We start from the raw sequence: 25337 nt of genomic DNA on the forward strand, positions 1-25337 counted from the left end.
TTTGTGTTAATCATAACATTTTCTTATATCTTAATCGGAGTCAGCAATAAAACAAATAATCGCTGCTGAACTATTTTTATCTGCACACGGTTTTATTATTGATTGATGACATGAGTAATTAATAAACAGTAATTACCCTTCTGTTCATGAAAATATAATCTGGCGTAATACCGGCAAGCTGGTATGCAATTGAATAAAAACAACAGTAATTTTAATGACCTGCTTTAATTGAATCGGACGGGAGCATTAATGTTATTTTTTTCTTTATAGATGTAATTTAAATGTTGCGTTTTGGTTTTTGTGTGAATAAAAATTAAGCAATTCCGCGTAATGGCTCAGCATCACGACAATATTTCCTGAGCCAGTATCGGTAATCGCTTCTGTATAAAATAAACTCAAAATAGTAAACGGTTCTTATTATTATCTGTCGCGGCAGGCGATAATTGTTCATCTGGTGACCGCTTGTCGCCGGCGTGCTCCGGTTTAGCACGATTCAGATCAAGCTATTGGTGAGGCGACGTGTCATTTCCTCAGGGAAGCTCTTACACTATTTCCCCACACTATCTATGGAAATTGGATTACGGTGGTTATGGCGACACGACTGACAGACTCTCCGTCCCGGTTGTCTATTCTGTGGCAGGATGCCTTGCTGAAAATTTCTCAGTCACTGTTGCAACAGCGCACCATTCACGACCTGCTGCGGGCGCTGGATGGCGTGTCGTTTTCGGTGGTGCGCTTTGGCCGCGTCAACCTGATCCTGCTTGATCCACTGCATAACCAGATGAATTTCTATCGCCACGACCGCGAATCTGGGCAGACCCAGTGCAGCGAGGAGGCGATTCTGCTGGCGAACGGCCCTGGCGGAGTGGTGTGGAGCACCCAGACCCCGCTGCATTGCGATCGGACGCACTTCCTGCGCGATTTTCCCCATCTGACTGACCAGCCGGCCTACGCTGGGCTGAGCGACTATTGCCAGTTGCCGCTGCGCGGCATGCACCGTGGGCTGGGCGGGGTGGAATTCATCAAGACCGACGGCAGCCGTTTCACCGACAACGAACTCGATTTTTTCCAGGCGCTGGCCGGGGTGGTGGCGCTGGTGGTGGAAAACATTAGCGAACGCGAGCAGGTGCTGCAGGAAGAGGAGCGCTTGCGCCATGAGCGCGACCATCTGCGTATTCTGGTGGATGTCACCAACACCGTGATTTCCAAGCTGGAACTGAAGGCGCTGGCGCTGGAGGTGTCGCGAGAAATCCACCGCTTCTTCGGCATCGATTTTATCGCGCTGGTATTAAAAGAAGGCGAGGGCGACACGCCAGCGCTCAAGTATCTCGCCACCCTATACCCGCAGTCCGGCGCGCCGAAAACGGTGCAAGGCGAGGTGGAGCGGGCACAAACGCTGGCAGACGGCGTGATGGCGCAGCATCAGCCGCAACTGATACGAGTAACGGAGCGCCCTCAACGCGGCGAACCGCGCCCGCTTTGTCAGTGGTTTGATCGCGAACTGTCTCACGTTTGCCTGTTGCCGCTGGCGTTCGGCAACCGGACGTTGGGTGTGCTGGAACTGGCGCACCGTTCTGCGCTGGCGGTCAGCGAGGCGGATCTCCGGCTACTGCGGCAGATTGCCGCGCGTATCGCCATTGCGCTGGATAACGCGCTGGCCTATGAGCAGATCACCCGGCTGAAGGATTCGCTGATCCATGAAAACTTCTACCTGACCGAACAACTGACCGAGCATATTCATCAGCGCAGCGGCGATGAGTTTGGCGAAATCATCGGCCGCAGCGCGGCGATCCGCCAGGTGCTGGAACAGGTGGAGATGGTGGCGGCCAGCGACAGCACCGTGCTGATTCTGGGGGAAACCGGCACCGGCAAGGAGCTGATTGCCCGCGCCATCCACAGTCTGAGCCAGCGTAAAGTCCAGCATATGGTAAAAATGAATTGCGCCGCCATTCCGTCCGGCCTGCTGGAAAGCGACCTGTTCGGCCATGAAAAGGGCGCGTTCACCGGCGCTACCAGCCAGCGTCAGGGGCGGTTTGAACAGGCGGATAACAGCACGTTGTTTCTGGATGAGGTGGGCGATATCCCGCTGGAACTGCAGCCCAAACTGCTGCGGGTATTGCAGGAGCGGGAGATCGAGCGGCTGGGCGGCAGCAAAGTGATTTCGGTGGATGTGCGGTTGATCGCCGCCACCAACCGTGACCTGAAGCAGATGGTGGCGGACCGCGAATACCGCAGCGACCTTTATTACCGACTCAACGTGTTTCCCATCGTCATTCCGCCGCTGCGCGAGCGGCCGGAAGATATTCCGCTGCTGGTGAAGTTTTTCACCCGCAAGATCGCCCGCCGCATGAACCGCACCATCGACAGCATTCCGTCCGACATGTTGCGTCAACTGAGCCGTTTGCCGTGGCCCGGCAACGTGCGGGAACTGGAAAACGTGGTGGAGCGGGCGGTGATCCTGACGCGCGGCACCACGCTCAATCTGCAGATCGATGAATTGCAGCATCATCTGTCGCCGCTGGAGGTGCCCAAACCGGCGCACCGCGACTTTCCGCCGCCGCCGGTGGCGGCTGAGCCGTCATCCGGGCAACTGGATGCTGACGAGGAATCGGAGCGCGAGCGTATTATCCGGGTATTGCGGGAAACCAACGGCATCGTCGCCGGCCCGAAAGGCGCCGCCGCCCGGCTCGGGCTTAAGCGCACCACATTGTTGTCGCGCATGCAACGTATGGGGATTTCCGCCCGGGAAATCGAGGGAATTTCCTGATTTTCGTGATTGAAACGATGAGGTTGTGAGACGGCTTGAAAAAGCCATCCTCCCCGAACGAGGAGGATGGCGAAGGGGTGATGGCGAAGGATTAACCGGCCACTTCCGCTTCTTTACGCAGACGGGCTTTCAGCGCGCTGTACTCCTGTACGACGTAGTTCTCCGCCCAGTTCTGGTCGGCGATCGGTTCCAGTTTCACCGCGCAGTGCTTGTATTCCGGCGTCTTGGCGATCGGGTCCACTTCGTCCAGCGTCAGTTCGTTACAGGCGCCAATCCACCACTGATAGGTCATGTAAACCGCGCCCTTGTTGATGCGCTCGCTGACCATCGCCCGGCTGATCACCTTGCCGCGGCGTGACGCCACCCATGTTAGTTGTTGATCGCGAATGCCGAGACGAGCGGCGTCTTCCGGGTTCATCTGCACGTAGCCCGGCTCGTCCGCCAATGTTTGCAGCGCGGTGCAGTTGCCGGTCATGGAGCGGCAGGAGTAGTGACCGACTTCGCGCACCGTGGAGAGCACCAGCGGGTAGTCGGCGTCGGTCTGCTCCATCGGCGGGTGCCATTCGGTCGCAAACAGCAGCCCTTTGCCGTTCGGGCGGTCGAACTGGTTGCCGGCGTACAGCCACGGCGTGCCTGGGCTGTCTTCGGTCAGGCACGGCCACGGCACATAGCCCAGACCGGCCATTTTCTCGTAGGTAGCGCCGTAATAGAGCGGGCACAGATTGCGCAGCTCATCCCAGATTTCATTGGTGTTGTTGTAGTGCATCGGGTAGCCCAGCGCGGTCGCCATCAGGCTGATGATTTCCCAGTCCGGCTTGACGTTGCCCTGCGGTTCCACCGCCTTGTAGAAACGCTGGAAGCCACGGTCGGCGGCCGAATACACCCCTTCATGCTCGCCCCAGGAGGTGGCGGGGAAGATCACGTCCGCCACGGCGGCGGTCTTGGTCATGAAGATGTCCTGAACGATCAGCAATTCCAGCTGGTTGAAGGTTTCGCGCACCACCGACAGGTCCGGCTCGGTTTGCAATGGGTCTTCGCCCATCAGGTAGTTGGCCTTGATCTTGCCTTCCTTGATCATGTGCGGCACGTCGGTCAGCGAGTAGCCGATGCGGTCGGACAACGACGGCACGCCCCAGGCTTTGGCGAATTTTTCGCGCACGTCCGCGTCGGTGACTTGTTGGTAGCCGGGGAACTGGTTCGGCAGCGCGCCCATATCGCAGGCGCCCTGTACGTTGTTCTGGCCGCGTACCGGGCCGACGCCGACATTCGGACGGCCGAGGTTACCGGTGAGCAACGCCAGGCCGGACAGACCTTTCACCACGTCCACGCCCTGCGTCCACTGGGTGACGCCCATGCCCCACAGAATGGTGGCGGACGGCGCGGCGGCGTACATACGAATGGCGTCACGGATCAGCTGCGGGTCGAGACCGGTGATGTCCGCCACGTATTCCGGCGTGTATTTCGCCACCAGATTGCGGTATTCCTCGAACCCTTCGGTATGTTGCGCCACGAAATTCGCGTTATACAGCCCTTCATTGAGCAACACGTTGGCGAAAGCGTTGACCAGCGCCATGTTGGAACCGTTCTTCAGCGGCAGCCACAGGTCGGCGATGCGGGCGGTTTCGATGTGCCGCGGGTCGCAGACGATGATTTTAGCGCCGCGTTCTTTGGCCTTGATGATGCGACGCGCCACAATCGGGTGAGAGTCGGCGGCGTTGTAGCCGAACACCAGAATGCAGTCGGTGTGTTCGATTTCGCAAATCGAGTTACTCATCGCGCCGTTGCCCAGCGTTACCTGCAGGCCGGAAACCGACGGGCCGTGACAGACGCGGGCGCAGCAGTCGATGTTGTTGGTGCCGGTGACCGCGCGGGCGAATTTCTGCATCACATAGTTGGTTTCGTTGCCCGGCCCGCGGGACGAACCGGTGTGCATGATGGCGTCCGGACCGTATTTTTCCTTGATGGCTTTCAGGCGGGAACTGGCGAAGTCGATGGCTTCGTCCCAGGACACCACCTCAAACGGCGCGCCTTTCTGGCGGCGGATCATCGGTTGCTTCAGCCGTGGGGTTAACAGCTTGGTGTCGTTGAGAAAATCCCAGCCGTAATAGCCTTTCAGGCACAGCTCGCCTTCGTTGGTCAGGCCGTTGGCGCCTTCCGCGCCGACCACTTTGCCGTTTTCCACCAACAGGTTAATTTTGCAGCCTGACCCACAGTAAGGGCAGACGGTAATTACTTTCTGCATGACATTGCTCTCCTTCATCGTACCGACGGCACGCTCAGAATTTCATTTCCGCGGCTTCATCGAGTGCTGCGCGCCGCTGTTTACGTTGGATCATCTCCTGAATGTCTTCCCGGCTGATCAGGCGCAGGGCTTTGGTCGGGCAGACCTCAACGCAGGCCGGGCCGTTGGCGCGCCCTTCGCACAGGTCGCACTTGTGCGCTTCCGCCTTGATGCAGTTACCCAGCGTTTGATAATGGCTGATACGCGCCACCGGTTTACTGATCACCGTCATGGCGCCGTACGGACAGGCCACCACGCAGGTTTTGCAGCCAATGCATTTTTCCTGCTGTACCCGGATATGATCGCCGGCGTGTACGATCGCCCCGTTAGGGCAAACATTGGCGCAGGGCGCGTCTTCACAGTGGCGGCATTGAATCGTGGTGCTGACATTCAGCCCCTTCACCACTTTCAGGCGCGGCGTGAAATGTTCTGGCGACAGCGACGACGGATTGCCGTCGCTGTGCGCCAGCACGCAGGCGACTTCGCAGGTGCGGCAGCCAATACATTTCCTGGGGTCTGCTAAAACGAACCGGTTCATGACAGGGTCTCCTTCCGCGGCTCTGATGGACTAAGGGTTATGTCGACGGCCCGGTCGCCGACACATCACCACAGATAAAGCAGGGTTTATGCCAGAATGAATGCTTATGGTTTATCGATTTGATTTATCAGCAATTTAAAACGGTTTTTTTGGGAAAAGATCGCTAGTGGCCGGCTGGTGACGAGTGTCGGCAGACGGGGTTCGGCAGATTTGACGACGCGCGCCCGGCGCGGTGCAGGTCGCGCCGACAGACGGATAAAAGCGAATCTGTTGCGAAGCGCGTTCCAGCTCTGAAAACCGCCTGTCGAGGTTAGAAAGCCCGGCCTTTATTGTGTCTTCAGCGCTATGGCGACGTACCCGCACATTTCAGCGGCGCGCAATGGCTTTTTATTTTTCAGTGGAATCAACATGAAGCCTTTTACAGGCGATAAGACTGAAATAGGATGATTGTATCCCGTGGGATACAATGTTACTCTGTTCATTGACAAGGAGTGCCAATGCCTGAGATTGACAGACTGGCGGGGCTGATTTTCCATTTGTACTTTTACGACGATGAGCGGCATCACTTACCGCATGTCCATGTCTGCTACGGCAACCATGAACTTATCATCAATATTCGTACCGGAACCGAGATCGAAGGATATCTGCCGAATAACAAGCGCAAGCTGGCGCTTGCGCATATCAGGGCCCACCGGCAGCAACTGCTGAGTATGTGGGAACGGGCGGTAGTGAGGAGAAATCCGGGAAAACTGTGAGGCATTTATGCATAAGATCGTGGAAGTTGACGTCATTGGCGATTTTTCGTTGCGCCTGACCTATGAAGATGGTCTGGTTTGCGACATCAATCTTTATCTCTATGCCCCCAGCCCGGTGTTTTCGAACGCCAGCCAGTTTATCAAATTTGGCCTGCTGCCGGACGGTTCGCTGGAATGGCTGCCGGATATTAGGATTTCCGCGTCGGAATTGCGGAAAAAAGGGGAGTATGTCAGCCACACGCTCGCGGTGCGAGAAAGGAACTTCGCTGATGTTATCTCTCGCGCCTTCTATGATGCCGTGATTGAAAACCGGCCGGAAATTCTGCAAGCGGCGTTGAAAACCGCGGTGGAAAAACATGGCAACAGCACCGTAGCCAAAGAGGCGGGGGCGAAAAGCCGCACCAGCCTGTATAAGTCGCTGAATAAGAATACCAATGTCAGCCTGGCGACGGTGGTCAGCCTGGCGCACACCGTGCTGCAACTGGAAGAAAAGTAGGCCGTGGGCTTCCGGTTACGAGCGGGGCTGGCGCCTGCCCCGCTTTAGCCATGCAGCGTAATACCGCGCCAGCGCACGATTGGCTTACGACAGCACCTCAAACCCGCCATTCTCTTCCCAACCGGATAACCGCTGATACAGGGCGTCTACCGCCTGCGTCACTTCCGGGCTGATGGGAAAATAAAACGCCACCAGCGCAGGCTGGATACCGATGAAAATCACCTCGGGAATGTCTTCCTTCAGGCTATCGATCAGGTAGTTCAGCGGCAGGCTGTGGGTATTCATCAGCATGTCTTCGGCGATGCGCTGCGGATCGACGATGCGGATGGCGCCCGGCGTCAGCCCCATGTCGGTGGCGTCCACCACCAGCAGGCGGCGAGGCTTCAGCTCCCGCAGCGTGTGGGCGGCATTTTCCGGAATAGGGCCGCCGTCAATCACCGACCAGCCCGCCACCGGCTGCCGGTTCATGCGCTCCGCCAGCAGCGGGCCGGCGCCGTCGTCGCCCATCAGGGTGTTGCCGACGGTCAGCACGATATTTTCGATATACAGTGGCGCTTCATTATGTAGATGTTCAGTCATCGATACGCTTCACCATCAGATAAATAGCCGGTTCCCGTTGCATCGCCGCCAGATAGTCCACCAGCGTAGCGGTCCATTCCGGGTAGCGGTCCGCCGCCGCCAGCGCGGTGAACGCACCGCCCAACAGCGCGGTGTGGGTATGGTCGATGGTGATTTCGCCAAAGCGCAGCAAACCCAGCATTTTGCGGCGGGCTTCCTCATCACTCAACTGGCCGACCCAGCCTTCGTACTCCGCCAGCGGGCAATGCAACACTTGTTTCAGGCAGTCGATGACGCCGACATGATGGCCGATAGCCAGCGAGTAATACATCACCTGCTGCGCCTGCTCCGGTATCTTGTCGCGGCTGTCGAGAAACTTGCGGTTCAGGGCATAAAAACGCACGTGGCTCATGAAAGGATCTCCCCGCGCAGCATGGCGTGGTAAATCCGTAGCAAATGGCCGACAATCTCGTTCAGCCGCGGGTCGTCATATTGGTTGAGCCAACGGTTGACGCGGTGCTCAAAGCCTTCCAGCGGCTGGTTTTCCAGCAAGTCGAGGAAGCGGTCGCTGATTTCCCGCCCCTGACGATACCCCGCCATCAGGCGGGCCTCCCGTTCCACCCGCACCCGCAAATCCAGCGGCAGTGCCGGATGAATCAGTGCTGCTTTCTCATTGTCGCCCTGCTGGTGGTCGCTGCCGTGCAGTTTCTGTTCCAGCAGCCCCAGCGCCACGGCGAAACCATAAATCGTCGCCGCCGGGGTCGGCGGGCAGCCGGGGATGTAGACGTCGATCGGCACGATTTTGTCGCTGCCGCCCCACACGCAGTACAGGTCGTGGAAAATGCCGCCGCCGCAGCCGCAGGCGCCATAAGAGATGCAGATTTTCGGATCCGGTGCCGACTCATAGGCGCGTAGCGCCGGGCTTCGCATGGCACGGGTCACCGCGCCGGTAAACAGTAAAATGTCGGCGTGGCGCGGCGACGCCACCACCTTGATGCCGAAGCGTTCGGCGTCGAACAGCGGCGTAATGGCAGAGAAGATCTCGATCTCGCAGCCGTTGCAACCGCCGCAGTCCACGCGGTAGACGTAGGCGGAACGCTGGATATCCTTCAGCAGCGTCTTTTTCAGCTGTTGAGCCTGTTCGTCGAGCGTAATCGGGGTAGTGTGGTAGTGGTCGACCCCGTTGGGCAGCATACTCATTGCGCATTCCCCTTGTGAGTGGTCGGGGCGGGCAGGTGCTGGCTCAACTGCACGTTGCCCTGATGGTTCATGTTCTGTTTGCGTTTGCAGTCCGGGCAGGTTTCGAACTGGTGGCGACGCGCCTCCACCTCGCTTTCCGGCACGCCGGCGTGCGCCAGCAGCGCCATGGCGTACTCCACTTCTTTCTGCGGTGCGAACGGCCGCTGGCAGACATGGCAGTTCAGCAGTTGGAAGGTGGCGCGCTGATACAGGTCGGCCTTGCTGGCGACCGCCATTTCGAAATCCTGCGACAGCACAATGGCGCGGGTCGGGCACACTTCCTCGCAGCGGCCGCAGAAGATGCAGCGGCCGAGGAACAGCTGCCAGGTGCGGGTGCCGTTGTCCAGGTCGTTAGCCATGGTCAGCGCGTTGGCCGGGCACGCCATGGTACAGGCGGCGCAGCCGATACACTGCGCCGGGTCGTACTCTGGTTTGCCGCGAAATCCGGCGGGCACCGCCAGCGGCGCAAACGGGTATTTCACCGTGCTGTTGCCCGCTTTGAGGATGGTTTTGAACAGTTTAATCATGGGGCCTCCCTCATTTCAGCGGCGAACGGGTGCGTTCCAGTCCGTAGCGCTCGATCTCTTTGTACGGCACGGTGGTGACTTTCTTCTTGCGGACATCCACCAGCGTGACGCGGTCGGTACAGGAATAGCAGGGGTCGAGGCTGCCGATGATCAGCGGCGCGTCCGACACCGTGTTGCCGCGCAGCATAAAGCGCAGCACCGGCCAGTTGGCGTAGGTAGCGGCGCGGCAGCGCCAGCGGAACAGCTTCTGGTTGTCGCCGGTCATGCTCCAGTGGATGTCTTCGCCGCGCGGCGCTTCGGTAAAACCCAGCGCGAACTTGTGCGGCTGATAATGGATATGCTCGTTGAGGATCGGCCCGTCCGGCATGTTGTCCAGCCCGAATTCGATCATCGCCAGCGAGGTGAATACTTCACGCACCCGCACCAGCACGCGGGAGTAAACGTCGCCGCCGTCGAGGTGGTGCAGCTCCATCGGCAGGTCCAGATAACCGGCGAACGGGTGGTCGACGCGCACGTCGCGCTGAAAGCCGCTGGCGCGAATCATCGGCCCTACCGGGCTGTAGTCGCGCGCCACCTGACGGCTCAGCACGCCGACGCCCTGGGTGCGTTGCGCCATGTTGGCGGTGTTGAGCAGCATATCGGTCAACTGTGTGACTTCGGCGCGCATTTCACGGATCAGCTTGATGGTCTTCAGCCGGTCCTCTTTCAGGATGTCGCGGCGGATGCCGCCGATCAGGTTAAGACCGTAGGTTTTGCGTGCGCCGGTGAGCATCTCGGCGATCTGCATCGATTTTTCGCGCACCCGGAAGAACTGCATGAAGCCGGTGTCGAAACCGACGAAGTGGCTGGATAGCCCGATATTCAACAGGTGACTGTGCAGGCGCTCCACCTCCAGCAGAATGCTGCGAATGGTATGGGCGCGCGCCGGCACCACCACGCCCAGCGCGTTCTCGATGGACGAGGTGTAGGCCACGCTGTGGGTGAAACCGCAGATACCGCACACCCGGTCGGACAGGAACGTCACTTCGTTGTAGCCCATGCGGGTTTCCGCCAGCTTCTCCATGCCGCGATGGACGTAGAACAGGCGGTAGTCGGCGTCGATAATCTGTTCGCCGTCGACAAACAGCCGGAAGTGACCCGGTTCGTCGGACGTGATGTGCAGCGGGCCGATCGGCACCACCCGGGTGTCGCCGGTGGCCTCGTTGATGAAGGTGTAGGACTCGTCATCGCGGGTGGGCGCAGGGCGCTGGCGGTAATCCATCGCGTCTTTGCGCAGCGGATAGAGATCGTCCGGCCAGTCATCCGGCAGCACCAGCCGGCGTTCATCCGGCAGGCCGACCGGGATCAGCCCGTACATATCACGCACCTCGCGCTCTCCCCACACGGCGGCAGGCACGCGCGGCGTCACCGACGGAAACTCCGGCACCGTCGGGTTGACCAGTGCTTTCACCACCACCCAGCATTTCTCGCCCTGTTCCATCGACAGCACATAGTAGACGGCGAAATGGCCGTTGAGGGTGCGCTCGTCGTTGCCGAACAATACCGACAGCCAGCCGCCGTGCTGGTAGTAGAGGTATTCCACCACCTCCGGCAACTGATGCAGTTTGACGGTGAGGGTCAACTGATTGGCGGTTTGCCGTTCTTCTTCCAGAATCGCCGTCGGGAACTGTTGTCTGACATGGGCGACATAATCGGCGCCTAAATTCTCGGTGCCGGTCGCGGCGGATGAATTAATCACGGTACATCTCCTGACGGGAAGGGGTTAACGATGAAGCAGGCGCGGTGTCCGGCGAGGTAGAACCTGACATGATAGTACCCAGCGAGGTAGTACCCAGTATGGTAGTACCCACTGTTGTAGTAGTACGGGCGCTCAGCGACGGCCAGCCCAGACTCGGCGGGGTTGGTTCGCCGGCATGGTTGCCGTTTAAAACGATGGCGGTGGCCTGCTCCAGCAAATGGATGACCGGCTGTGGAATACGAGTGCCCATCACCAGCATCAATACCAGCAGAATCAGCATCGGCGCGGTGGTCAGCCAACCCAGCTCGCCCTTGCTGACCGCTTCCGGCTGGCTGCCCAGCACGCTGGTGGCGATCATGCGCACCAGCCCGGCCAATACCACGGTCAGCAGCACCAGCAACACCAGCACCAGCGGTAGATGACCGGCGTGGATGCCGGCGGTAACCGTCATGAATTCGCTCAGAAATACGTTGAACGGCGGCATACCGCCGAGCGCCAGCGCGCCGCCGGCCAGCAGCGCGCCCGTCACCGGCGCGACGCGCAGGATGCCTTTCACCGCGTCCATATCACGAGTGCCGTACTTCAACAGCACGTTGCCGGAGCCGCAGAACAGCAGGGTTTTCGCCAGACTGTGGTTCAGTGTATGCAGCAGCGCGGCCAGAATGCCGAGCGGGCCGCCGATGCCGAGCGCCACGGCGATCAGCCCCATGTTTTCCACGCTGGAGTAGGCCAGCAGGCGTTTCATGTCACGCTGCACCAGAATCAGGAACGCGGCGACGGCCACCGACAGCAGGCCGAACACCAACAACAGCCGTTGCGGAAATTCCGGGCCGATGGCGGCGCTGATCAGGATGGTGTAGCGCACGATCACCAGCAGCGCGCAGTTGAGCAGCACGGCGGAGAGCAGGGCGCTGGTGGGACTGGGCGCCTCGCTGTGGGCGTCCGGCAGCCAGGCGTGCATCGGGAACAGGCCGGTTTTGGTGCCAAACCCGATCAAAATAAAGATGAACGCCAGATGCATCAGCGTGCTGTCCAGTTCGCCGGCGTGTTGCAGCACCTCGGTCCAGAAAATGGCGTTGCCCGGCTCCGCCATCACGTTGGCGGCGTTGGCGTATACCAGCACGGTGCCATACAGGCCGAAAGCGACGCCGACGGTGCAGATGATGATGTATTTCCACGCCGCTTCCAGCGACGAACGCTGGCCGTACAGGCCCACCAGAAACGCCGAACTGAGCGTGGTGGCTTCAATCGCCGCCCACATCAGGATCAGGTTGTTGCTGGTGATCACCAACAACATAGTGAACAGAAACAGGTGGAAGAAGCCGTAGTAGTGGCACAGCGTGGTGACGCTGATTTCGCCGCCGTCCACCTCGTGACGCATATACCCCATCGAGTAGAGGCCGGTGAGAAAGCCAATCACCCCGAGAATCGCCAGAAACAGTGCGCTCAGGCTGTCGAGGTGCAGCCAGCGGTGGGCCGCCAGCAGTTCGCCCTGTTGGTAGACCGTCCACACCGCCAGCAACGCCACCAGCAGCAGCGCGCTGATGCCGAGCAGATGAATCAGGCTCACCAGCGCGCGCGCCGCCGTGCCGGTAAAGCGGCAGGCGAACGCCAGCAGGGCGGCGACAAACGGCACGCCCAGCAGCAGGGAAAAAAGATCCAAAGTCGTCATGGTGATTATCCTTTCAGCGCGGTCAGTTGCTGAACATCCAGCGTGTGCAGCGTGCGGTGGATTTTGCGCGCCATCAGCGCCATCACGATGACGGCGAAGATGGCGTCGGTGGCGATGCCGATCTCCACCAGCTCCGGCGCGCGGTAGGCCAGCAGCGCCAGCGTCAGGTGGGCGCCGTTTTCCATCAGGCAGTAACCGAACACCTGTTTGAGGATGTTGCGCTGGCTGACGATGCACAGCAGGCCGATCAGGAAGTGGCCGAGCGACACTGCCAGCACCGGTTTCAGGTCGTTAACCATCGGCAGTTTCACCGGCGCGACGGCAAAGTAGCTCAGCAGCACAATCAGGGTGGCGATCAATATCAGAGTCGCGGTGCCGATGACGCCGCCGTCGGCTTTCGGGTCAGCCAGCCGGCAGAAGGCGAAGCTCATAATGGCGGGCACCATCACTACCTTGGTGATGAAGGCGGTGAGCGACCACAGATACAGCTCGTGGGAGCCAAGCAACCCGCCCAGCGCCACAAAAATCAGCACCAGCACCAGCGACTGCAACGCGTACAGCGCGGCGGACACCGTGGGTTTTCTGGCGGCGATCACCAACAGCGAGGTGATGATCAGCAGACCAGCCAGATTGTTGACAAGAAGAGAACCAGTCATGAGAGTTCCTTATTTCAGCCAGAGTGCGGCGATAACGCTGGAGCACAGCGACATCACTATCAGCACCAGCAGCACCAAATTCATCGACGCCGGCACCGCCGTAGCCGACGCCACCTCCTCGGACGGCTCGCCCGGCACGGTGCGGCCAAACCAGTAGATGAACCAGGCGAAGCTGGCGACCGATTCCACCAGCGCGATGATCAGCAGCGGCAACAGCCACCAGACGTCGCGCGACAACGCGAACCCGGCGGCGAACAGCGGGAACTTACTGAAAAAGCCGTTGAACGGCGGCACGCCGGTGATAGCCAGCGCCGCGACGCAGAAACCGACGCCCAGCAGCGGCAGGCGCTTCATCATGCCGCGCAGCTGCGGCAGCATGCGGGTGCCGCAGCTGTAGCTGAGCGCGCCGGCCACCAGGAAGAACAGGCTTTTGGCGTAAGCGTGGTTGAAGATGTAGGCCATACCGGCATCGAAAGCCATGCGCGAACCGAAGATGGACAGCGACAGCGCCAGAAAGATGTAGGCGAGCTGGGTGATGGTGGAGTAGGCCAGCAGCCGCTTCATGTCTTTTTGCGGCAGGTACATCAGGAAGCCGTACACCAGCGTAATGGTCGCCATGATGACGCCGACCACGCCGATGATGTGCGGCACTTCGACGGCGGACAGAATGGCGCGGGCAAAAATATACACACCGACTTTCACCATCGAGGCGGCGTGCAGGTAGGCGCTCACCGGCGTCGGCGCTTCCATCGCATCCGGCAGCCAGACATGCAGCGGCAACTGGGCTGATTTGCCCCAGGCCGCGAACAGGATGCCGCCGAACACGATGATTTTGCTGCTATCGTCCAACTGTGCAATGGCGCTGAGCGCGAAGGTGCCGGTGGTGGCGAACAGCCAGGCCGCCGCCAGATACAGGCCGACGGAGGCGATATGCGTCACTAACAGCGCTTTGAGCGCCGAGCGCAGCGATTTCGGTTTCTGGTAGTAGCCGATCAACGCCCAGGAACAGCCGCCGGTGATTTCAAAGAACAGCAACTGGCCGAGGATGGTGGATGACAGCGTCAGCCCGGCCATCGCGCCGATAAATACCAGCAGGAAGGCGTAGTAGCGATTGCTGCCGTCGTGCGGGTGCTCGCGGTTGCCCAGCGTCAGGTAGCCGCAGGAGTAAAGGCTGACCAGAAAACCGAGCGACACCACCGCAAAGCCGATCAACAGGCTGATACGGTCGAACAGGAAACCGAACAGATCGGCCTGACCGTAACGATAAAGGGTGACGACCTGGTCGGTTTTGCCGCCGTCAAGATAGCGCCAGGCCAATAGCGCCATGCCGAGCGTCGCCAGCAGGGCGAACAGCGTGCACAACCCTTTGGCGAGGCGCTGCGGTGCGAAAGCTATCCACAGCGCGCCGAGAAACGGCAGCAACAGGGTGGCAAGAGCAATATTCTCCATGATGGATGCCGACTCCTTATAGTCCGGTCAGGTAGAAAACGAATGCCAGCGCCGCCACGCCGAAGCCGAGCCAGGTCACCCGGTCGGTCAGCAGAAAGCGCCCGCGCGCCAGGCTGTTTTCGATAACGGCGGCGATGACGAACACCACCACCAGCTTGATGATCAGCGCCAGCGATCCCCACAACAGGCTGACCGCCGTGAGCGTTTCGGCCTTGCCGAACGGCACGAAAATCGACAGGAACAGCGTGGCGACCACCACCTGTTTGAGGCTGATGCCCCATTTCACCAGCGCCAGCCCGGCGCCGGCGTATTCGGTCAGCGGGCCTTCCTGCAACTCCTGTTCCGCTTCCGCCACGTCAAACGGGATTTTTCCCATCTCGATAAAGGTGGCGAAGGCGCAGGCCAGCAGCGCCAGCGCGGTGGCGGTGGGTGACGCCCAGTGACCGCTCGCCAGTTTGACGCTGATATTGCCGATGTTGGTGGAGCCGGCGACCAGCGCCACCACCAGCAACGCCAGCATCAGAATCGGTTCCACCAGGATGCCGAGCGTCAGTTCGCGGCTGGCGCCGATGCCGGCAAAGGTGCTGCCGGAATCCAGGCCGGATAAGGAGAAGAAAAAGCGAAAGACCGCAAACAGGTACAGCAGGGTGATGATGTCGCCCGCCGCGCCGAACGGGGAGCCGTCGGTCACGGCCGGCAGCGTCATCGCCACCAGCAGCATGGTGCCGAGCAGGATGAACGGCATCAGGCGAAACACGCCGCCGCTGTGCTCGGGCGCCACTTCCTGACGGCGCAGCAGTTTGACGATGTCACGATAATCCTGCAGCACGCCCGGCCCCTGGCGGGAGTGCATTTTGGCGCGGATCACGCGCGACAGGCCGGACAGCAGCGGTGCCGCCGCCATCAGCAGGACGGCCTGCAATAGCGCGCCCAGCAGCGGAAAAACGAGTGAAGCGTAAGTCATGTTCCGGTCTCCTTAAGCCAGAGTGGCCAGTAGCAGGGCAACCAGCGCCGCCACCACATACAGGCAGTACACCCGGAAATCGCCGTGCTGAATCCATTGCACCGCGCGGCTGATGTGCTGCACGCCGCTGACCACCGGCATCACCACGTGGTCGTCCCATACCGGTTCGACGCGCGCCGCCGCCTGCGTGGTCTTTTCCAGCGCCTGCTGCATCGCGGGCGCCGGGTCGAGGGTTTTGCGCACGCGGTACAACGGCGCGAACATCACCCGCAGCGGCTGGGTAAAGCTGCCGGCCGAGGCCGACATGGCGGATTCATAGCCGTAGCCGCAGGCCCAGGGCGTGCCTTTGTGACGAAAACCGAGACGCGGGCCGCGCAGCAGGCTGTAGAGCATCAGCGGCAGCAACGGCAGCGCCAGCAGCAGGATGAAAATCAGCGGCGTATTAAGGCGGGTTTGCAGGTGGTCGCCGGGGAAGACGCCCAGTCCCGCGGCCATCATGACTTCCGGGGTGTGCGCCAGGTCCGCCGCGATACGGGTCATCACCGGTACCACCACGCTGGCGCCGACGCCGAGCAGCACGCACAGCAACGCCAGCAGTAACATGGCGAGCGTCATCGGCCAGGGGACTTCGCGGGCGTGAGCGGCTTTCTCGCTACGTGGCGCGCCGCAGAAACTGATGCCGTACACCTTGACGAAACACATCGCCGCCAGCGCGCCGGTGATCGCCAGCATCACGATGGCGATCGGCGCGGCCAGCCGCAGGCCGATGCTGCCGTCATGGCTGAGGGTGAACAGCGACTGGTAGGTAAACCATTCGCTGACGAAACCGTTGAGCGGCGGCAGGGCGGAGATCGCCATACACCCGACCAGAAACGCCAGCGCGGTACGCGGCATCAGCCGTGACAGTCCGCCCATTTTTTCCATGTCTTTGGTGTGGACGCGGTAGATCACCGCGCCGGCGCCGAGAAACAGCAACCCCTTGAACACCGCGTGGTTGAGCAGGTGATACAGCCCGCCCAGCAGGCCGAGCAGCGCCAGCAGCGGATGATGGGTGGCGATGCCGATCATGCCGACGCCGACCCCCATCAGAATGATGCCGATGTTCTCCACCGTGTGGTACGCCAGCAGGCGTTTGATGTCGTGCTCGGCCAGCGCGTACAGCACCCCCAGCACCGACGACACCGCGCCGAACGCCAGCACCACCACGCCCCACCAGGTTTCGGTGGCGCCCAGCAAATCAACACCGACTTTGATGATGCCGAATACGCCGATCTTCACCATCACGCCCGACATCAGCGCCGAGGCGTGCGACGGCGCGGCCGGGTGCGCGCGGGGCAGCCAGCCGTGCAACGGCAGCATCCCGGCTTTGGCGCCGAAGCCGAAGAACGCCAGCAGGAACACCACCGAGGCCTGCGGTGCCGACAACCCGGCGTGGCGGAAATCGACGAAGTCGAGGCTGCTGCTGTGGCGATAGAGCAGGAAGAAGGCAATCATGATCAGCACCGAACCGGCATGGGCGATCAGGAAATACAGCAGCCCGGCACCGACCGCCTCTTCATCCTGATCGGCGATGACCAGGAAGTAGGAGCTGAGCGACATCACTTCGAACAACACAATGAAGTAGAAGGCGTTGTCCACCACCACCAGCGCCACCATAGAGGCGACAAACAGGTTCATGAAGAACCCCATCGCCCAGGCGCCGCGCCCGCGGTACTCCTCCAGATAAGCCAGTGAATACAGGGCGGATACCGCCACCAGCAGCGAAATCACCAGCGTCATGAACGCGGCCAGGGTATCGAAGCGCAGCGTCAGGTGTGCGAAGGCGTCAAACGGCCCGTCGAACACGGCGGTCAGCACGCCGCCGCCGAGCAGGACGGGAGCCGCCGCCAGCGCACCGGCGCAGCCGCCCGCCAGCGCGCACAGCCCGCTCAGGCGAATCGCCAGCGATTCCCGGCGGCACAGACATAACGAAAGCAGCGCGCCGGCCAGATACAGCGCTAGCGACAGGCCCAGCCATTGCAGTGGCGTGAACAATTGCAGTGGCGTCATCATAGTGTTTGCTCCCTGTCAGTCCCGGTGGAGGAAAAAGGGATGTTGCCTTCGGGCCATTCCGCCGCCTGACGGCGTTTGGCGGCGATAGCGTCGTCCAGCGCGGCGTCATCCACCAGATACAGCGCGTGTGTCGGGCAGACGCGCACACACTCCGGCCCCTGTTCGCGGAAATCACACAGGTCGCATTTCACCGCGATGCTGCGTACTCCGGCGTTCCACGCCAGCATCGGGTGAATCGACGGTGGACTCACCGGCACATCGGACAGCAGCGATAGCGGGATGTGGTGATCAAACGTGGCAGGCGTTGCCAGCGGCGTGCTGCCGGATGGCGTGATGGCGCCGAACGGGCAGGCGATGGCGCACAGTTTGCAGCCGATACAGGTGTTTTCATCCAGCAACACGGCATTATCCTGATGCCTGATGGCGTTGACCGGGCACACTCTGGCGCAGGGCGCATCCTCACAGTGACGGCATAACACTGGTGCGGTGCCGTTGGCATCACGCTCGACCGTCAGCCTCGGATGAGACTGCAGGCCCTGCTGGCGATGCACCTGCGTACAGGCCGCCATGCAAGTGTTGCATCCGATACAACGCGTTGGCTCCGCAATGACGAAGCGGTTCATAGCCATACCCTCCGGGGTGATAGAAATGTTTCCTGCGCCGGAAGCATATTCCATGCCATAAGAAAAACAGTGGAGAGATAGCTTTTAAAATCAGCTAGTTAGATAGGGGTGCTCAATCGGTGGCCGCCAGCCGAACCTGCCGCTCGACATTAGTGACGACGTTTTGCCGCCGGTTTTTACCCGATTGTCGTCACCGTCGACAGCGTCGGGTGAAGGGAAAAGCTCGACACTTTTGACGAGCACCGCCGGTTTTTTAAGGTACAACGATAGTTAGTTACAACATACTATTAGCCTGTCAACCCCTGGCTCGCGGGTTGGGCGGGATCATGTCGGCTGGCATCAAATTTGCTTAAGCTGTCGGGTAGAAACGGTGTGACTTCAAATAACAGGGTGGGCGTTATGTGTCTGGGAATTCCGGGGCAGGTGGTGGAATGGGCGTCGGCGGATCATCAACTGGCGTGGGTGGATGTGTGCGGCGTGCGGCGCGAAGTCAATGTGGCGCTGGTGCTGGACGACGGGCAGCCGTCATCGCTGATCGGCCAGTGGGTGCTGGTGCACGTCGGGTTTGCTATGAGCCGGCTGGACGAGCAGGAAGCGCGCGACACGCTGGAGGCGCTGCGGCAGATGGAAGAAGTCGAGTCGGATGTCGGCGTTTTTCTGGCTAAATCGGTTTGAAGGAAAGGGAAGAGCCATAAGCTGGGCTGTTGGCAAGCAGCCCTGGCGTTCTGTTATTGACGATTTATGCCAGAACGGTGGGGCGTTCCATGCTTGATGATGTCGGTTATCCCTTTGTAGCATCACCGCACACCCGGCAAGAAGAGGACTAAACGCCGCCTTCATGTCGTTCTCGCAGAGAAGTCTCCCACCGCAGTACAGTTTTGACGCCGGAAAAAGACTTAACAAGGTTGTCAGCTATTCCACTTAGCATCTTTTTTCCTGTTGATACTTCTAGGTGCTCGTCATTGTGCGCGCTGTGAAAAGCAACCGCAGGCTATCGTGGCACGACGGATGCCATACGGCGTTATATCTCAAAAAGTTATAAATAGTAAGTTTTCTTTATTTGTACGGAATAACAATACTTCGTATGAATAGTGATAACGAGAATGACGGACAAGGGACAAGGGCGTGAACTTTCAACAACTGAAGATTATCCGTGAATCGGCGCGGTGCAACTATAACCTGACCGAAGTCGCCAATACCCTGTTCACTTCCCAGTCTGGCGTAAGCCGTCACATCCGCGAACTGGAAGAAGAACTGGGTATTGAGATTTTTATCCGCCGCGGCAAACGCCTGCTGGGCATGACGGAACCGGGCAAAGAGCTGCTGGTCATGGCCGAACGTATTCTTAACGACGCCAATCATATCCGGCGGCTGGCGAACCTGTTCAGCGACAACGACGTCGGGCAACTGGTGATCGCCACCACTCACACGCAGGCGCGCTATAGCCTGCCGGGGGTGATCAAGGAATTTCGCGCGCTCTACCCGCAGGTGCAACTGGTGCTCAATCAGGGCACGCCGGACGAAATCGTGGCGATGCTGGAATCCGGCGAGGCGGACATTGGCATCGCCACCGAGCAACTGATGAACGTGAATTCGCTGGCGGCGTTTCCTTATTACCGCTGGCATCATGTCATTCTGGTGCCGGAAGGGCACGCGCTGGCGCAAGAGCCGGCGGTCACGCTGGATAAACTCAGCGCGGTGCCGCTGATTACTTATCGGCAGGGCATCACCGGCCGTTCCCGTATCGATCGGGCGTTCGCCGCCGCCGGCCTGACGCCGCATATTTCCATCAGCGCGCAGGACTCGGATGTGATCAAAACCTACGTCGAACTGGGGCTGGGGGTGGGCATCGTCGCCGACATGTCGTTTGACGCCACACGTGATCCCGGTCTGGTGCGGCTGGATGCGCGTCACCTGTTTGAGGCCAGCACGGTCTGGCTGGGCCTCAAGCGCGGTCAGTTGCAGCGCAACTACACCTGGAAGTTTATTCAACTGTGCAACCCGGAGCTGACGCAGGATGACATCAAAGCACGGGTGTTCGCCGAAGACAACGAAGCAGTGATCGATTATCAGATCTGACGAGCGGCGGTTCAGCCGCCTGTACCCGAGAGTCCGGCCGCGCGTTGTTGCTGCGCGGCCGGATTTTTTTGTGGTTTTTATCGGCGAATGGTCAGGCGGCGTACAGTGACGAAACGCATAATTATGAAAAGTCCTTCGAACGAAGCGCTTGATCTCAGGGGGCGAGGATAGTAGCATGCCGCGGTATAACAACAGGTTATGCCTTTTTATTTTCTTTTGCGATACAAATAGTTGCGCAGTTTAAGTGAATAACTATTTGATAGCGCACTCTGTTTTGGTGAGTCACGTTTTTGGCTGTGGGTCACGCAATTGTGTAAAAAAACAACCTTCATTTCTCCCCTTCATCTGTCGCAGTTCAGCAGTCGCTGGAATGTCCGATGGCAGTGGTTTAGCCACCGGCAAGTCGTCGCAGGGAGCACAGACAATGGATTCGTATCATGAAAAAACAGAAAGTTAGCCTTGCCTGGCAAATCCTCATCGCGTTGATCATCGGTATTGCCGTTGGCGCCTGGTTGCATGAAAACCCGGCCGACAAACAATGGGTGATCGTCAACGTCCTAAGCCCGGCCGGGGATATTTTTATCCGGTTGATTAAGATGATTGTGGTGCCGATTGTGATCACCACGCTGGTAGTGGGCATCGCCGGCGTCGGCGACGCCAAAAAGCTGGGGCGCATCGGTTTCAAAACCATCCTGTATTTTGAAGTGATTACCACGCTGGCGATTGTGATCGGCATTACGCTGGCCAATGTGTTCCAGCCGGGGCACGGCATTGACATGTCGATGCTCACCCGGGTGGATATTTCTCAATACGAGAAAACCACCGAACAGGTGCAGAGCGGTTCGCACAGTCTGGTGAGCACCATTCTGTCGCTGATTCCTCCCAACATTTTCGCCGCGCTGGCCAAGGGCGAAATGCTGCCGGTGATCTTCTTCTCGGTGCTGTTTGGTCTTGGGTTGTCGTCGCTGGCGCGCGAACAGCGTGATCCGCTGTTGAACGTGTTCCGCAGCGCATCGGAAACCATGTTCCGCGTCACCAACATGATTATGCGCTACGCGCCGGTTGGGGTATTTGCGCTCATTTCCGTTACTGTCGCCAACTTCGGTTTCGCCTCGCTGTGGCCGCTCGCCAAGCTGGTGATTCTGGTGTACATCGCGATTGTGTTCTTTGCGCTGGTGGTGTTGGGCGCGGTGGCGCGGCTGTGCGGGCTGCGCATCACGACGCTGATCCGCATTCTGAAGGATGAGTTGATCCTGGCTTACTCCACCGCCAGTTCGGAAACGGTACTGCCGCGTATTATCCAGAAGATGGAAGCCTATGGCGCGCCGAAAGCTATTACCAGCTTTGTGGTGCCGACCGGTTACTCGTTCAATCTGGATGGCTCCACGTTGTATCAGAGTATCGCCGCCATTTTCATCGCCCAGCTTTACGGTATCGACCTGAGTCTGGGACAGGAGTTGGTGCTGGTACTGACGTTGATGATCACCTCCAAAGGCATTGCCGGCGTGCCGGGCGTCTCCTTTGTGGTACTGCTGGCGACGCTGGGTAGCGTCGGCATTCCGCTGGAAGGGCTGGCGTTTATCGCCGGGGTGGACCGCATTCTGGATATGGCGCGCACCGCGCTTAACGTAGTAGGCAATGCGTTGGCGGTGTTGGTGGTCGCCAAATGGGAAGGGCAGTTCGACGAAGAAAAAGCGCGCGCGTACGAGCAGGAACGGGCGACGCTGGCGGCACGTCCCGCCGGTCAGGAATAATCCTGCCGTGTGACGTCAGACAACCGGGCCTTGGCCCGGTTTTTTTATGGCGGCAGGCCGCCGCCTTACAGCATGTACCATCGCCCGCGGCGGTGAGGTCGTATGGAATGGTGCATACTACCGGCGAGGAGCCAGAGCAAAATCTGGCGGTCCGGGCTTTTCGGATGTGGAACAGCCGTCCACCCGATGAATGGTTCCAGGCGGATGGCGGGAGAGGTGTTATGGATTTATCCGATGAAATGATTCACGACCTTAACGGTATTGCAAGCTGGCTGGCGCAGGATGATTTTCCGCAGGCGAAAACCATGAGTCCTGACCTGATGATTATCGCCGGTCATGCCATCTTACCCAATATTTTCGGCGCGCTGACACTGGCGAAGAACGCGGATATTCCGGTCTTATTGAGCGGCGGGATCGGGCATTCCACGGTGTTGTTGCAGCAGGCGGTAAAAAATAACCGCCTGACCGCCGCGATTGATTCCGCGGGTAAAAGTGAGGCGGAAATTCTCTCCCGCATCGCCATTACCGTATTCGGCATCGCTGCGGATAACCTATTCATTGAGAGCGCCTCCAGAAACTGTGGCGAAAACGCCGACTTTAGCCGGGAGTTGGTGCTTGATAAAAAAATAGCGCGCCAGGAAATTATTCTGGTGCAGGATCCCCTGATGCAACGGCGCACGACAGAAACCTTCCTGTTCAGCTGGAATAAGAAGGAAATGCACAGCCGGTTTATCAGTTGGCCGGTGTTTACCCCATCGATCATTATGATTGGCGGCGAGCCGATGATTACCGGCGGACAAATGCCGGAGGTGTGGGAAATAGAGCGTTATATCGCGATGGTTTTAGGCGAGGTGAAACGCCTGAGAGATGACCCGAACGGTTATGGCCCGTCAGGCGCCGGTTTTATTGGGCATGTGGATATACCTGACGACGTCGCACAGGCATGGCAACGACTGATGAGAAATTCGTCGCTGAGTGAGAGAGTCAGATAACGGTTCTTCAATGCTGACAGGCCACCCCGAGATGGCCTGTCGTTTTTTAGGGTATAGTCAGCGATATTTCGGTAATACGCTCAGGAGTTATCCCATGAAAATCGCGCTGGTAGGGGCAGGTAAAATAGTGCTGTCCTGTCTTGATGCATTAAAAGACATAGAGGGCATTGATATTGCGGCGTTATGCGTCCGACAGGGAAGTCTGCAAAAAGGCGAGGCATTAAAAAACCAATATAATATCCATTCGATTTATACCGATTACGATGCAATGTTGCAGGATGGCAACATTGATTTTGTTTATCTTGGGATACCCAATCACCTGCATTTTTCCTATTCGCATAAAGCGTTGTCCGCCGGAAAGCATGTCATTTGTGAAAAGCCGTTCACGTCAAATTATGCGCAATTGCTGGAATTGGTCACGCTGGCGAAATCAACAGGGCGTTATCTTTTTGAAGCGATTACCTCGATCCATACTCCCGGTTTTAATTATCTGAAGACTCATGTCGCTGACATCGGTGAGATTAAGCTTGTACAGGCAAATTACTCGCAATATTCAAGCCGCTATAATGACTACGTCAATGGCATCGTGCATCCGGCGTTTGATCCCGCTGCATCGGGCGGCGCGCTTTACGATATCAACTTATATAACATTTATAATGTCTGCGCTTTATTTGGCGCGCCGGAAAGCGTGAGTTATCACTGTAATAAGGGACACAACGGCATTGATACGTCAGGTATTCTGGTCATGAATTACGGGGAATTTATTGCTGTTTGCACCGGCGCGAAAGATTCGGCCAGCCCGGGGTATTTCACCGTTCAGGGGACGGCTGGTTATGTGAAAGTTACCGATATACCGAGCGTATGTAAGCATGTTGAATTTTCGCAAGCGGGAACGCTGATAAAACATGACGACACCACGGATAAAAATCACATGATTTATGAGTTTGAGGCATTCAGGAATATTGTTAGCGCACAGGATATGCCACGGTGCCATGAATTGCTGGATATTGCCCTGAACGTCTCTAAGGTGCTGGAGCAGGCCAGAGAATGTTGCGGTATTGATTTCCCTCTCACGCAGGAATAACCCGCCGCCGGTCAGTGCGGCGACGGGATGAGTGCAATCAGCGCGGGGCCGACAGTTTGTCCTGCGTTTGCGTCTCGAAGTCGCTGGCGTCGTGACGCTCATGCAACTGGGTGGCGGGATCGCCGCTCAGGCGGTTGACCATGCGGCCGCGCTGGACTGCGGGGCGGGCGAGAATGGCGTCCGCCCAGCGCACCACATGTGGGTAGTCGTGAACGGACAGAAATTCGGCGCCGTCATAAAGCCAGCCTTTCACCAGACCGCCGTACCAGGGAAACGCGGCGATGTCGGCGATGGTATAGTGGGAACCGGCCAGATAGTCGCTTTGCGCAAGCCGCTGATTGAGGACATCGAGCAGGCGTTTGGTTTCCATCGCGAAGCGATCGATAGCGTATTCGATCTTGACCGGCGCGTAGGCGTAGAAGTGGCCGAAACCGCCGCCAAGGTAGGGCGCGCTGCCCATCTGCCAGAACAGCCAGGACAGGCATTCGGCGCGTTCAGCCGCGTCGGTCGGCAGGAATTCGCCAAACTTCTCCGCCAGATAAAGCAAAATAGCACCTGACTCAAACACCCGCACCGGCTGTGGCCCGGAGTGGTCGACGAGCGCCGGGATCTTGGAATTGGGGTTGGCTGCTACGAAGCCACTGCTGAACTGATCGCCGTTGCCGATTCTGATTAGCCAGGCGTCGTATTCCGCGCCGCTATGACCAAGCGCCAGCAGTTCTTCCAGCAGGATCGTCACTTTCTGGCCGTTTGGCGTCGCCAGCGAATAGAGCTGGAGCGGATGACGGCCGACCGGCAGGTCTTTGTCGTGGGTGGCGCCGGCGATCGGGCGATTGAGGCCGCCGCTGGTTTTATTCCAGGTCCAGACTTTCGGTGGTACGTATTCGGATGAATCGGTCATGCAAACCTCCTGATAATCACATTCGGCAGGGAAAGGACAATTAACGCGATGGACGGGCCAGATTAACCCACGCTTGCACCGGTGGGTGTTGCCATTGGTGCCGGGCGTATTTTTTCCAACTCTTCGGCCGGTTCCTCTGCCCGCTGGCGCATCAAGGCTGACGTGTCTCGTCCCCATGACGGCCCTTTTCGGTAGATTATCTGCGTTCATTA

Annotated in this window: 22 protein-coding genes; 8 read left to right on the plus strand and 14 right to left on the minus strand. The window is 58.9% G+C overall.

All coding sequences use genetic code 11. From position 1 onward, the window contains the following. Positions 1 to 589: 589 nt before the first annotated feature. On the plus strand, positions 590 to 2767 hold the full coding sequence (gene flhA, locus DDA898_RS07285) for a formate hydrogenlyase transcriptional activator FlhA (protein WP_050570223.1): 2178 nt from the start codon (positions 590 to 592) through the stop codon (positions 2765 to 2767). Between the two features lie 91 nt (positions 2768 to 2858). On the opposite strand, the gene fdhF is transcribed toward flhA, so the two are convergent. Together fdhF and DDA898_RS07295 are read right to left on the minus strand one after the other, a co-directional pair. Continuing rightward, positions 2859 to 5009 carry a formate dehydrogenase subunit alpha gene (gene fdhF, locus DDA898_RS07290; protein ID WP_038910717.1) on the minus strand — a complete coding sequence of 717 codons (2151 nt, stop codon included), beginning with the start codon at positions 5007 to 5009 and terminating at the stop codon, positions 2859 to 2861. A gap of 34 nt (positions 5010 to 5043) precedes the next feature. Continuing rightward, the gene (locus tag DDA898_RS07295) at positions 5044 to 5586 is read right to left on the minus strand and encodes a 4Fe-4S dicluster domain-containing protein (RefSeq protein ID WP_013317225.1); all 543 of its coding nucleotides are present in this window, start codon (positions 5584 to 5586) and stop codon (positions 5044 to 5046) included. 497 nt (positions 5587 to 6083) lie between these two features. Here DDA898_RS07295 and dhiT point away from each other — a divergent pair, with 497 nt between their 5' ends. Next, positions 6084 to 6341: a type II toxin-antitoxin system toxin DhiT gene (gene dhiT / locus DDA898_RS07300; protein WP_038910718.1), complete on the plus strand. Its 258-nt coding sequence runs from the start codon at positions 6084 to 6086 to the stop codon at positions 6339 to 6341. 7 nt (positions 6342 to 6348) lie between these two features. Further along, entirely contained in the window at positions 6349 to 6837 is a 489-nt protein-coding gene (gene dhiA / locus DDA898_RS07305; protein WP_038910719.1) for a type II toxin-antitoxin system antitoxin DhiA, read from the plus strand. Between the two features lie 84 nt (positions 6838 to 6921). Here the strand turns inward: dhiA and hycI are convergent, their stop codons facing one another. From hycI to DDA898_RS07360, 11 genes are read right to left on the minus strand one after another with little or no spacing between them, the layout of a single operon-like run. Next, a complete protein-coding gene (hycI, locus tag DDA898_RS07310) occupies positions 6922 to 7416 on the minus strand; it encodes a hydrogenase maturation peptidase HycI (RefSeq protein WP_038910720.1) in 495 nt (164 codons plus the stop codon). After that, entirely contained in the window at positions 7409 to 7807 is a 399-nt protein-coding gene (locus DDA898_RS07315; protein WP_013317230.1) for a formate hydrogenlyase maturation HycH family protein, read from the minus strand. The genes hycI and DDA898_RS07315 overlap by 8 nt, the downstream gene beginning before the upstream one ends. Further along, the gene (locus DDA898_RS07320; protein WP_038910721.1) at positions 7804 to 8595 is read right to left on the minus strand and encodes an NADH-quinone oxidoreductase subunit B family protein; all 792 of its coding nucleotides are present in this window, start codon (positions 8593 to 8595) and stop codon (positions 7804 to 7806) included. The genes DDA898_RS07315 and DDA898_RS07320 overlap by 4 nt, the downstream gene beginning before the upstream one ends. Next, positions 8592 to 9161: a hydrogenase 4 subunit H gene (gene hyfH / locus DDA898_RS07325; protein ID WP_038910722.1), complete on the minus strand. Its 570-nt coding sequence runs from the start codon at positions 9159 to 9161 to the stop codon at positions 8592 to 8594. Before hyfH ends, DDA898_RS07320 begins: the two co-directional genes overlap by 4 nt. 10 nt (positions 9162 to 9171) lie before the next feature. Next, the gene (locus tag DDA898_RS07330; protein ID WP_038910724.1) at positions 9172 to 10899 is read right to left on the minus strand and encodes a hydrogenase large subunit; all 1728 of its coding nucleotides are present in this window, start codon (positions 10897 to 10899) and stop codon (positions 9172 to 9174) included. Beyond that, a complete protein-coding gene (locus DDA898_RS07335; RefSeq protein ID WP_038910725.1) occupies positions 10892 to 12571 on the minus strand; it encodes a hydrogenase 4 subunit F in 1680 nt (559 codons plus the stop codon). Before DDA898_RS07335 ends, DDA898_RS07330 begins: the two co-directional genes overlap by 8 nt. 5 nt (positions 12572 to 12576) lie before the next feature. Further along, complete coding sequence (gene hyfE, locus DDA898_RS07340) at positions 12577 to 13227, minus strand: hydrogenase 4 membrane subunit (protein ID WP_013317235.1); 651 nt, start codon at positions 13225 to 13227, stop codon at positions 12577 to 12579. 9 nt (positions 13228 to 13236) lie between these two features. Next, complete coding sequence (locus tag DDA898_RS07345) at positions 13237 to 14676, minus strand: hydrogenase 4 subunit D (RefSeq protein WP_038910726.1); 1440 nt, start codon at positions 14674 to 14676, stop codon at positions 13237 to 13239. Positions 14677 to 14692: 16 nt separating this feature from the next. Then, a complete protein-coding gene (locus DDA898_RS07350; RefSeq protein WP_038910728.1) occupies positions 14693 to 15640 on the minus strand; it encodes a respiratory chain complex I subunit 1 family protein in 948 nt (315 codons plus the stop codon). 12 nt (positions 15641 to 15652) lie between these two features. Next, the gene (gene hyfB, locus DDA898_RS07355; RefSeq protein WP_038910729.1) at positions 15653 to 17692 is read right to left on the minus strand and encodes a hydrogenase 4 subunit B; all 2040 of its coding nucleotides are present in this window, start codon (positions 17690 to 17692) and stop codon (positions 15653 to 15655) included. Continuing rightward, positions 17689 to 18315, minus strand: a complete 627-nt coding sequence (locus tag DDA898_RS07360; RefSeq protein WP_038910730.1) for a 4Fe-4S dicluster domain-containing protein — start codon at positions 18313 to 18315, stop codon at positions 17689 to 17691. Before DDA898_RS07360 ends, hyfB begins: the two co-directional genes overlap by 4 nt. 399 nt (positions 18316 to 18714) lie before the next feature. On the opposite strand from DDA898_RS07360, the gene hybG reads away from it, so the two are divergent. From hybG to DDA898_RS07385, 5 genes are all read left to right on the plus strand, one after another. Further along, on the plus strand, positions 18715 to 18990 hold the full coding sequence (hybG, locus tag DDA898_RS07365; protein WP_013317240.1) for a hydrogenase maturation factor HybG: 276 nt from the start codon (positions 18715 to 18717) through the stop codon (positions 18988 to 18990). A gap of 450 nt (positions 18991 to 19440) precedes the next feature. Beyond that, complete coding sequence (gene cbl, locus DDA898_RS07370) at positions 19441 to 20394, plus strand: HTH-type transcriptional regulator Cbl (RefSeq protein WP_038910731.1); 954 nt, start codon at positions 19441 to 19443, stop codon at positions 20392 to 20394. A 437-nt stretch (positions 20395 to 20831) separates the two neighbouring features. Continuing rightward, a complete protein-coding gene (gene gltP / locus DDA898_RS07375) occupies positions 20832 to 22148 on the plus strand; it encodes a glutamate/aspartate:proton symporter GltP (protein WP_038910732.1) in 1317 nt (438 codons plus the stop codon). 221 nt (positions 22149 to 22369) lie between these two features. Further along, positions 22370 to 23140, plus strand: coding sequence for a YdcF family protein (locus DDA898_RS07380; protein ID WP_038910733.1), 771 nt, complete (start codon positions 22370 to 22372; stop codon positions 23138 to 23140). A gap of 94 nt (positions 23141 to 23234) precedes the next feature. After that, entirely contained in the window at positions 23235 to 24224 is a 990-nt protein-coding gene (locus tag DDA898_RS07385) for a Gfo/Idh/MocA family protein (protein ID WP_038910734.1), read from the plus strand. Between the two features lie 37 nt (positions 24225 to 24261). Here DDA898_RS07385 and yghU read toward each other — a convergent pair whose 3' ends face one another. Further along, the gene (gene yghU / locus DDA898_RS07390) at positions 24262 to 25125 is read right to left on the minus strand and encodes a glutathione-dependent disulfide-bond oxidoreductase (RefSeq protein ID WP_038910736.1); all 864 of its coding nucleotides are present in this window, start codon (positions 25123 to 25125) and stop codon (positions 24262 to 24264) included. Positions 25126 to 25337: the final 212 nt, after the last annotated feature.

Source organism: Dickeya dadantii NCPPB 898, from assembly GCF_000406145.1.
In the GTDB taxonomy this organism is placed as follows: Bacteria; Pseudomonadota; Gammaproteobacteria; order Enterobacterales; family Enterobacteriaceae; genus Dickeya; species Dickeya dadantii.

Coding starts and splice junctions, on each gene's coding strand:
- DDA898_RS07345 (WP_038910726.1), bottom strand. CDS start 14,676: ATGGAGAATATTGCTCTTGCCACCCTGTTGCTGCCGTTTCTCGGCGCG.
- hybG (WP_013317240.1), top strand. CDS start 18,715: ATGTGTCTGGGAATTCCGGGGCAGGTGGTGGAATGGGCGTCGGCGGAT.
- DDA898_RS07380 (WP_038910733.1), top strand. CDS start 22,370: ATGGATTTATCCGATGAAATGATTCACGACCTTAACGGTATTGCAAGC.
- DDA898_RS07320 (WP_038910721.1), bottom strand. CDS start 8,595: ATGAGTATGCTGCCCAACGGGGTCGACCACTACCACACTACCCCGATT.
- dhiA (WP_038910719.1), top strand. CDS start 6,349: ATGCATAAGATCGTGGAAGTTGACGTCATTGGCGATTTTTCGTTGCGC.
- yghU (WP_038910736.1), bottom strand. CDS start 25,125: ATGACCGATTCATCCGAATACGTACCACCGAAAGTCTGGACCTGGAAT.
- DDA898_RS07315 (WP_013317230.1), bottom strand. CDS start 7,807: ATGAGCCACGTGCGTTTTTATGCCCTGAACCGCAAGTTTCTCGACAGC.
- hyfH (WP_038910722.1), bottom strand. CDS start 9,161: ATGATTAAACTGTTCAAAACCATCCTCAAAGCGGGCAACAGCACGGTG.
- hyfE (WP_013317235.1), bottom strand. CDS start 13,227: ATGACTGGTTCTCTTCTTGTCAACAATCTGGCTGGTCTGCTGATCATC.
- DDA898_RS07350 (WP_038910728.1), bottom strand. CDS start 15,640: ATGACTTACGCTTCACTCGTTTTTCCGCTGCTGGGCGCGCTATTGCAG.
- hyfB (WP_038910729.1), bottom strand. CDS start 17,692: ATGATGACGCCACTGCAATTGTTCACGCCACTGCAATGGCTGGGCCTG.
- hycI (WP_038910720.1), bottom strand. CDS start 7,416: ATGACTGAACATCTACATAATGAAGCGCCACTGTATATCGAAAATATC.
- gltP (WP_038910732.1), top strand. CDS start 20,832: ATGAAAAAACAGAAAGTTAGCCTTGCCTGGCAAATCCTCATCGCGTTG.
- DDA898_RS07360 (WP_038910730.1), bottom strand. CDS start 18,315: ATGAACCGCTTCGTCATTGCGGAGCCAACGCGTTGTATCGGATGCAAC.
- DDA898_RS07295 (WP_013317225.1), bottom strand. CDS start 5,586: ATGAACCGGTTCGTTTTAGCAGACCCCAGGAAATGTATTGGCTGCCGC.
- fdhF (WP_038910717.1), bottom strand. CDS start 5,009: ATGCAGAAAGTAATTACCGTCTGCCCTTACTGTGGGTCAGGCTGCAAA.
- flhA (WP_050570223.1), top strand. CDS start 590: ATGGCGACACGACTGACAGACTCTCCGTCCCGGTTGTCTATTCTGTGG.
- DDA898_RS07335 (WP_038910725.1), bottom strand. CDS start 12,571: ATGACGACTTTGGATCTTTTTTCCCTGCTGCTGGGCGTGCCGTTTGTC.
- dhiT (WP_038910718.1), top strand. CDS start 6,084: ATGCCTGAGATTGACAGACTGGCGGGGCTGATTTTCCATTTGTACTTT.
- DDA898_RS07385 (WP_038910734.1), top strand. CDS start 23,235: ATGAAAATCGCGCTGGTAGGGGCAGGTAAAATAGTGCTGTCCTGTCTT.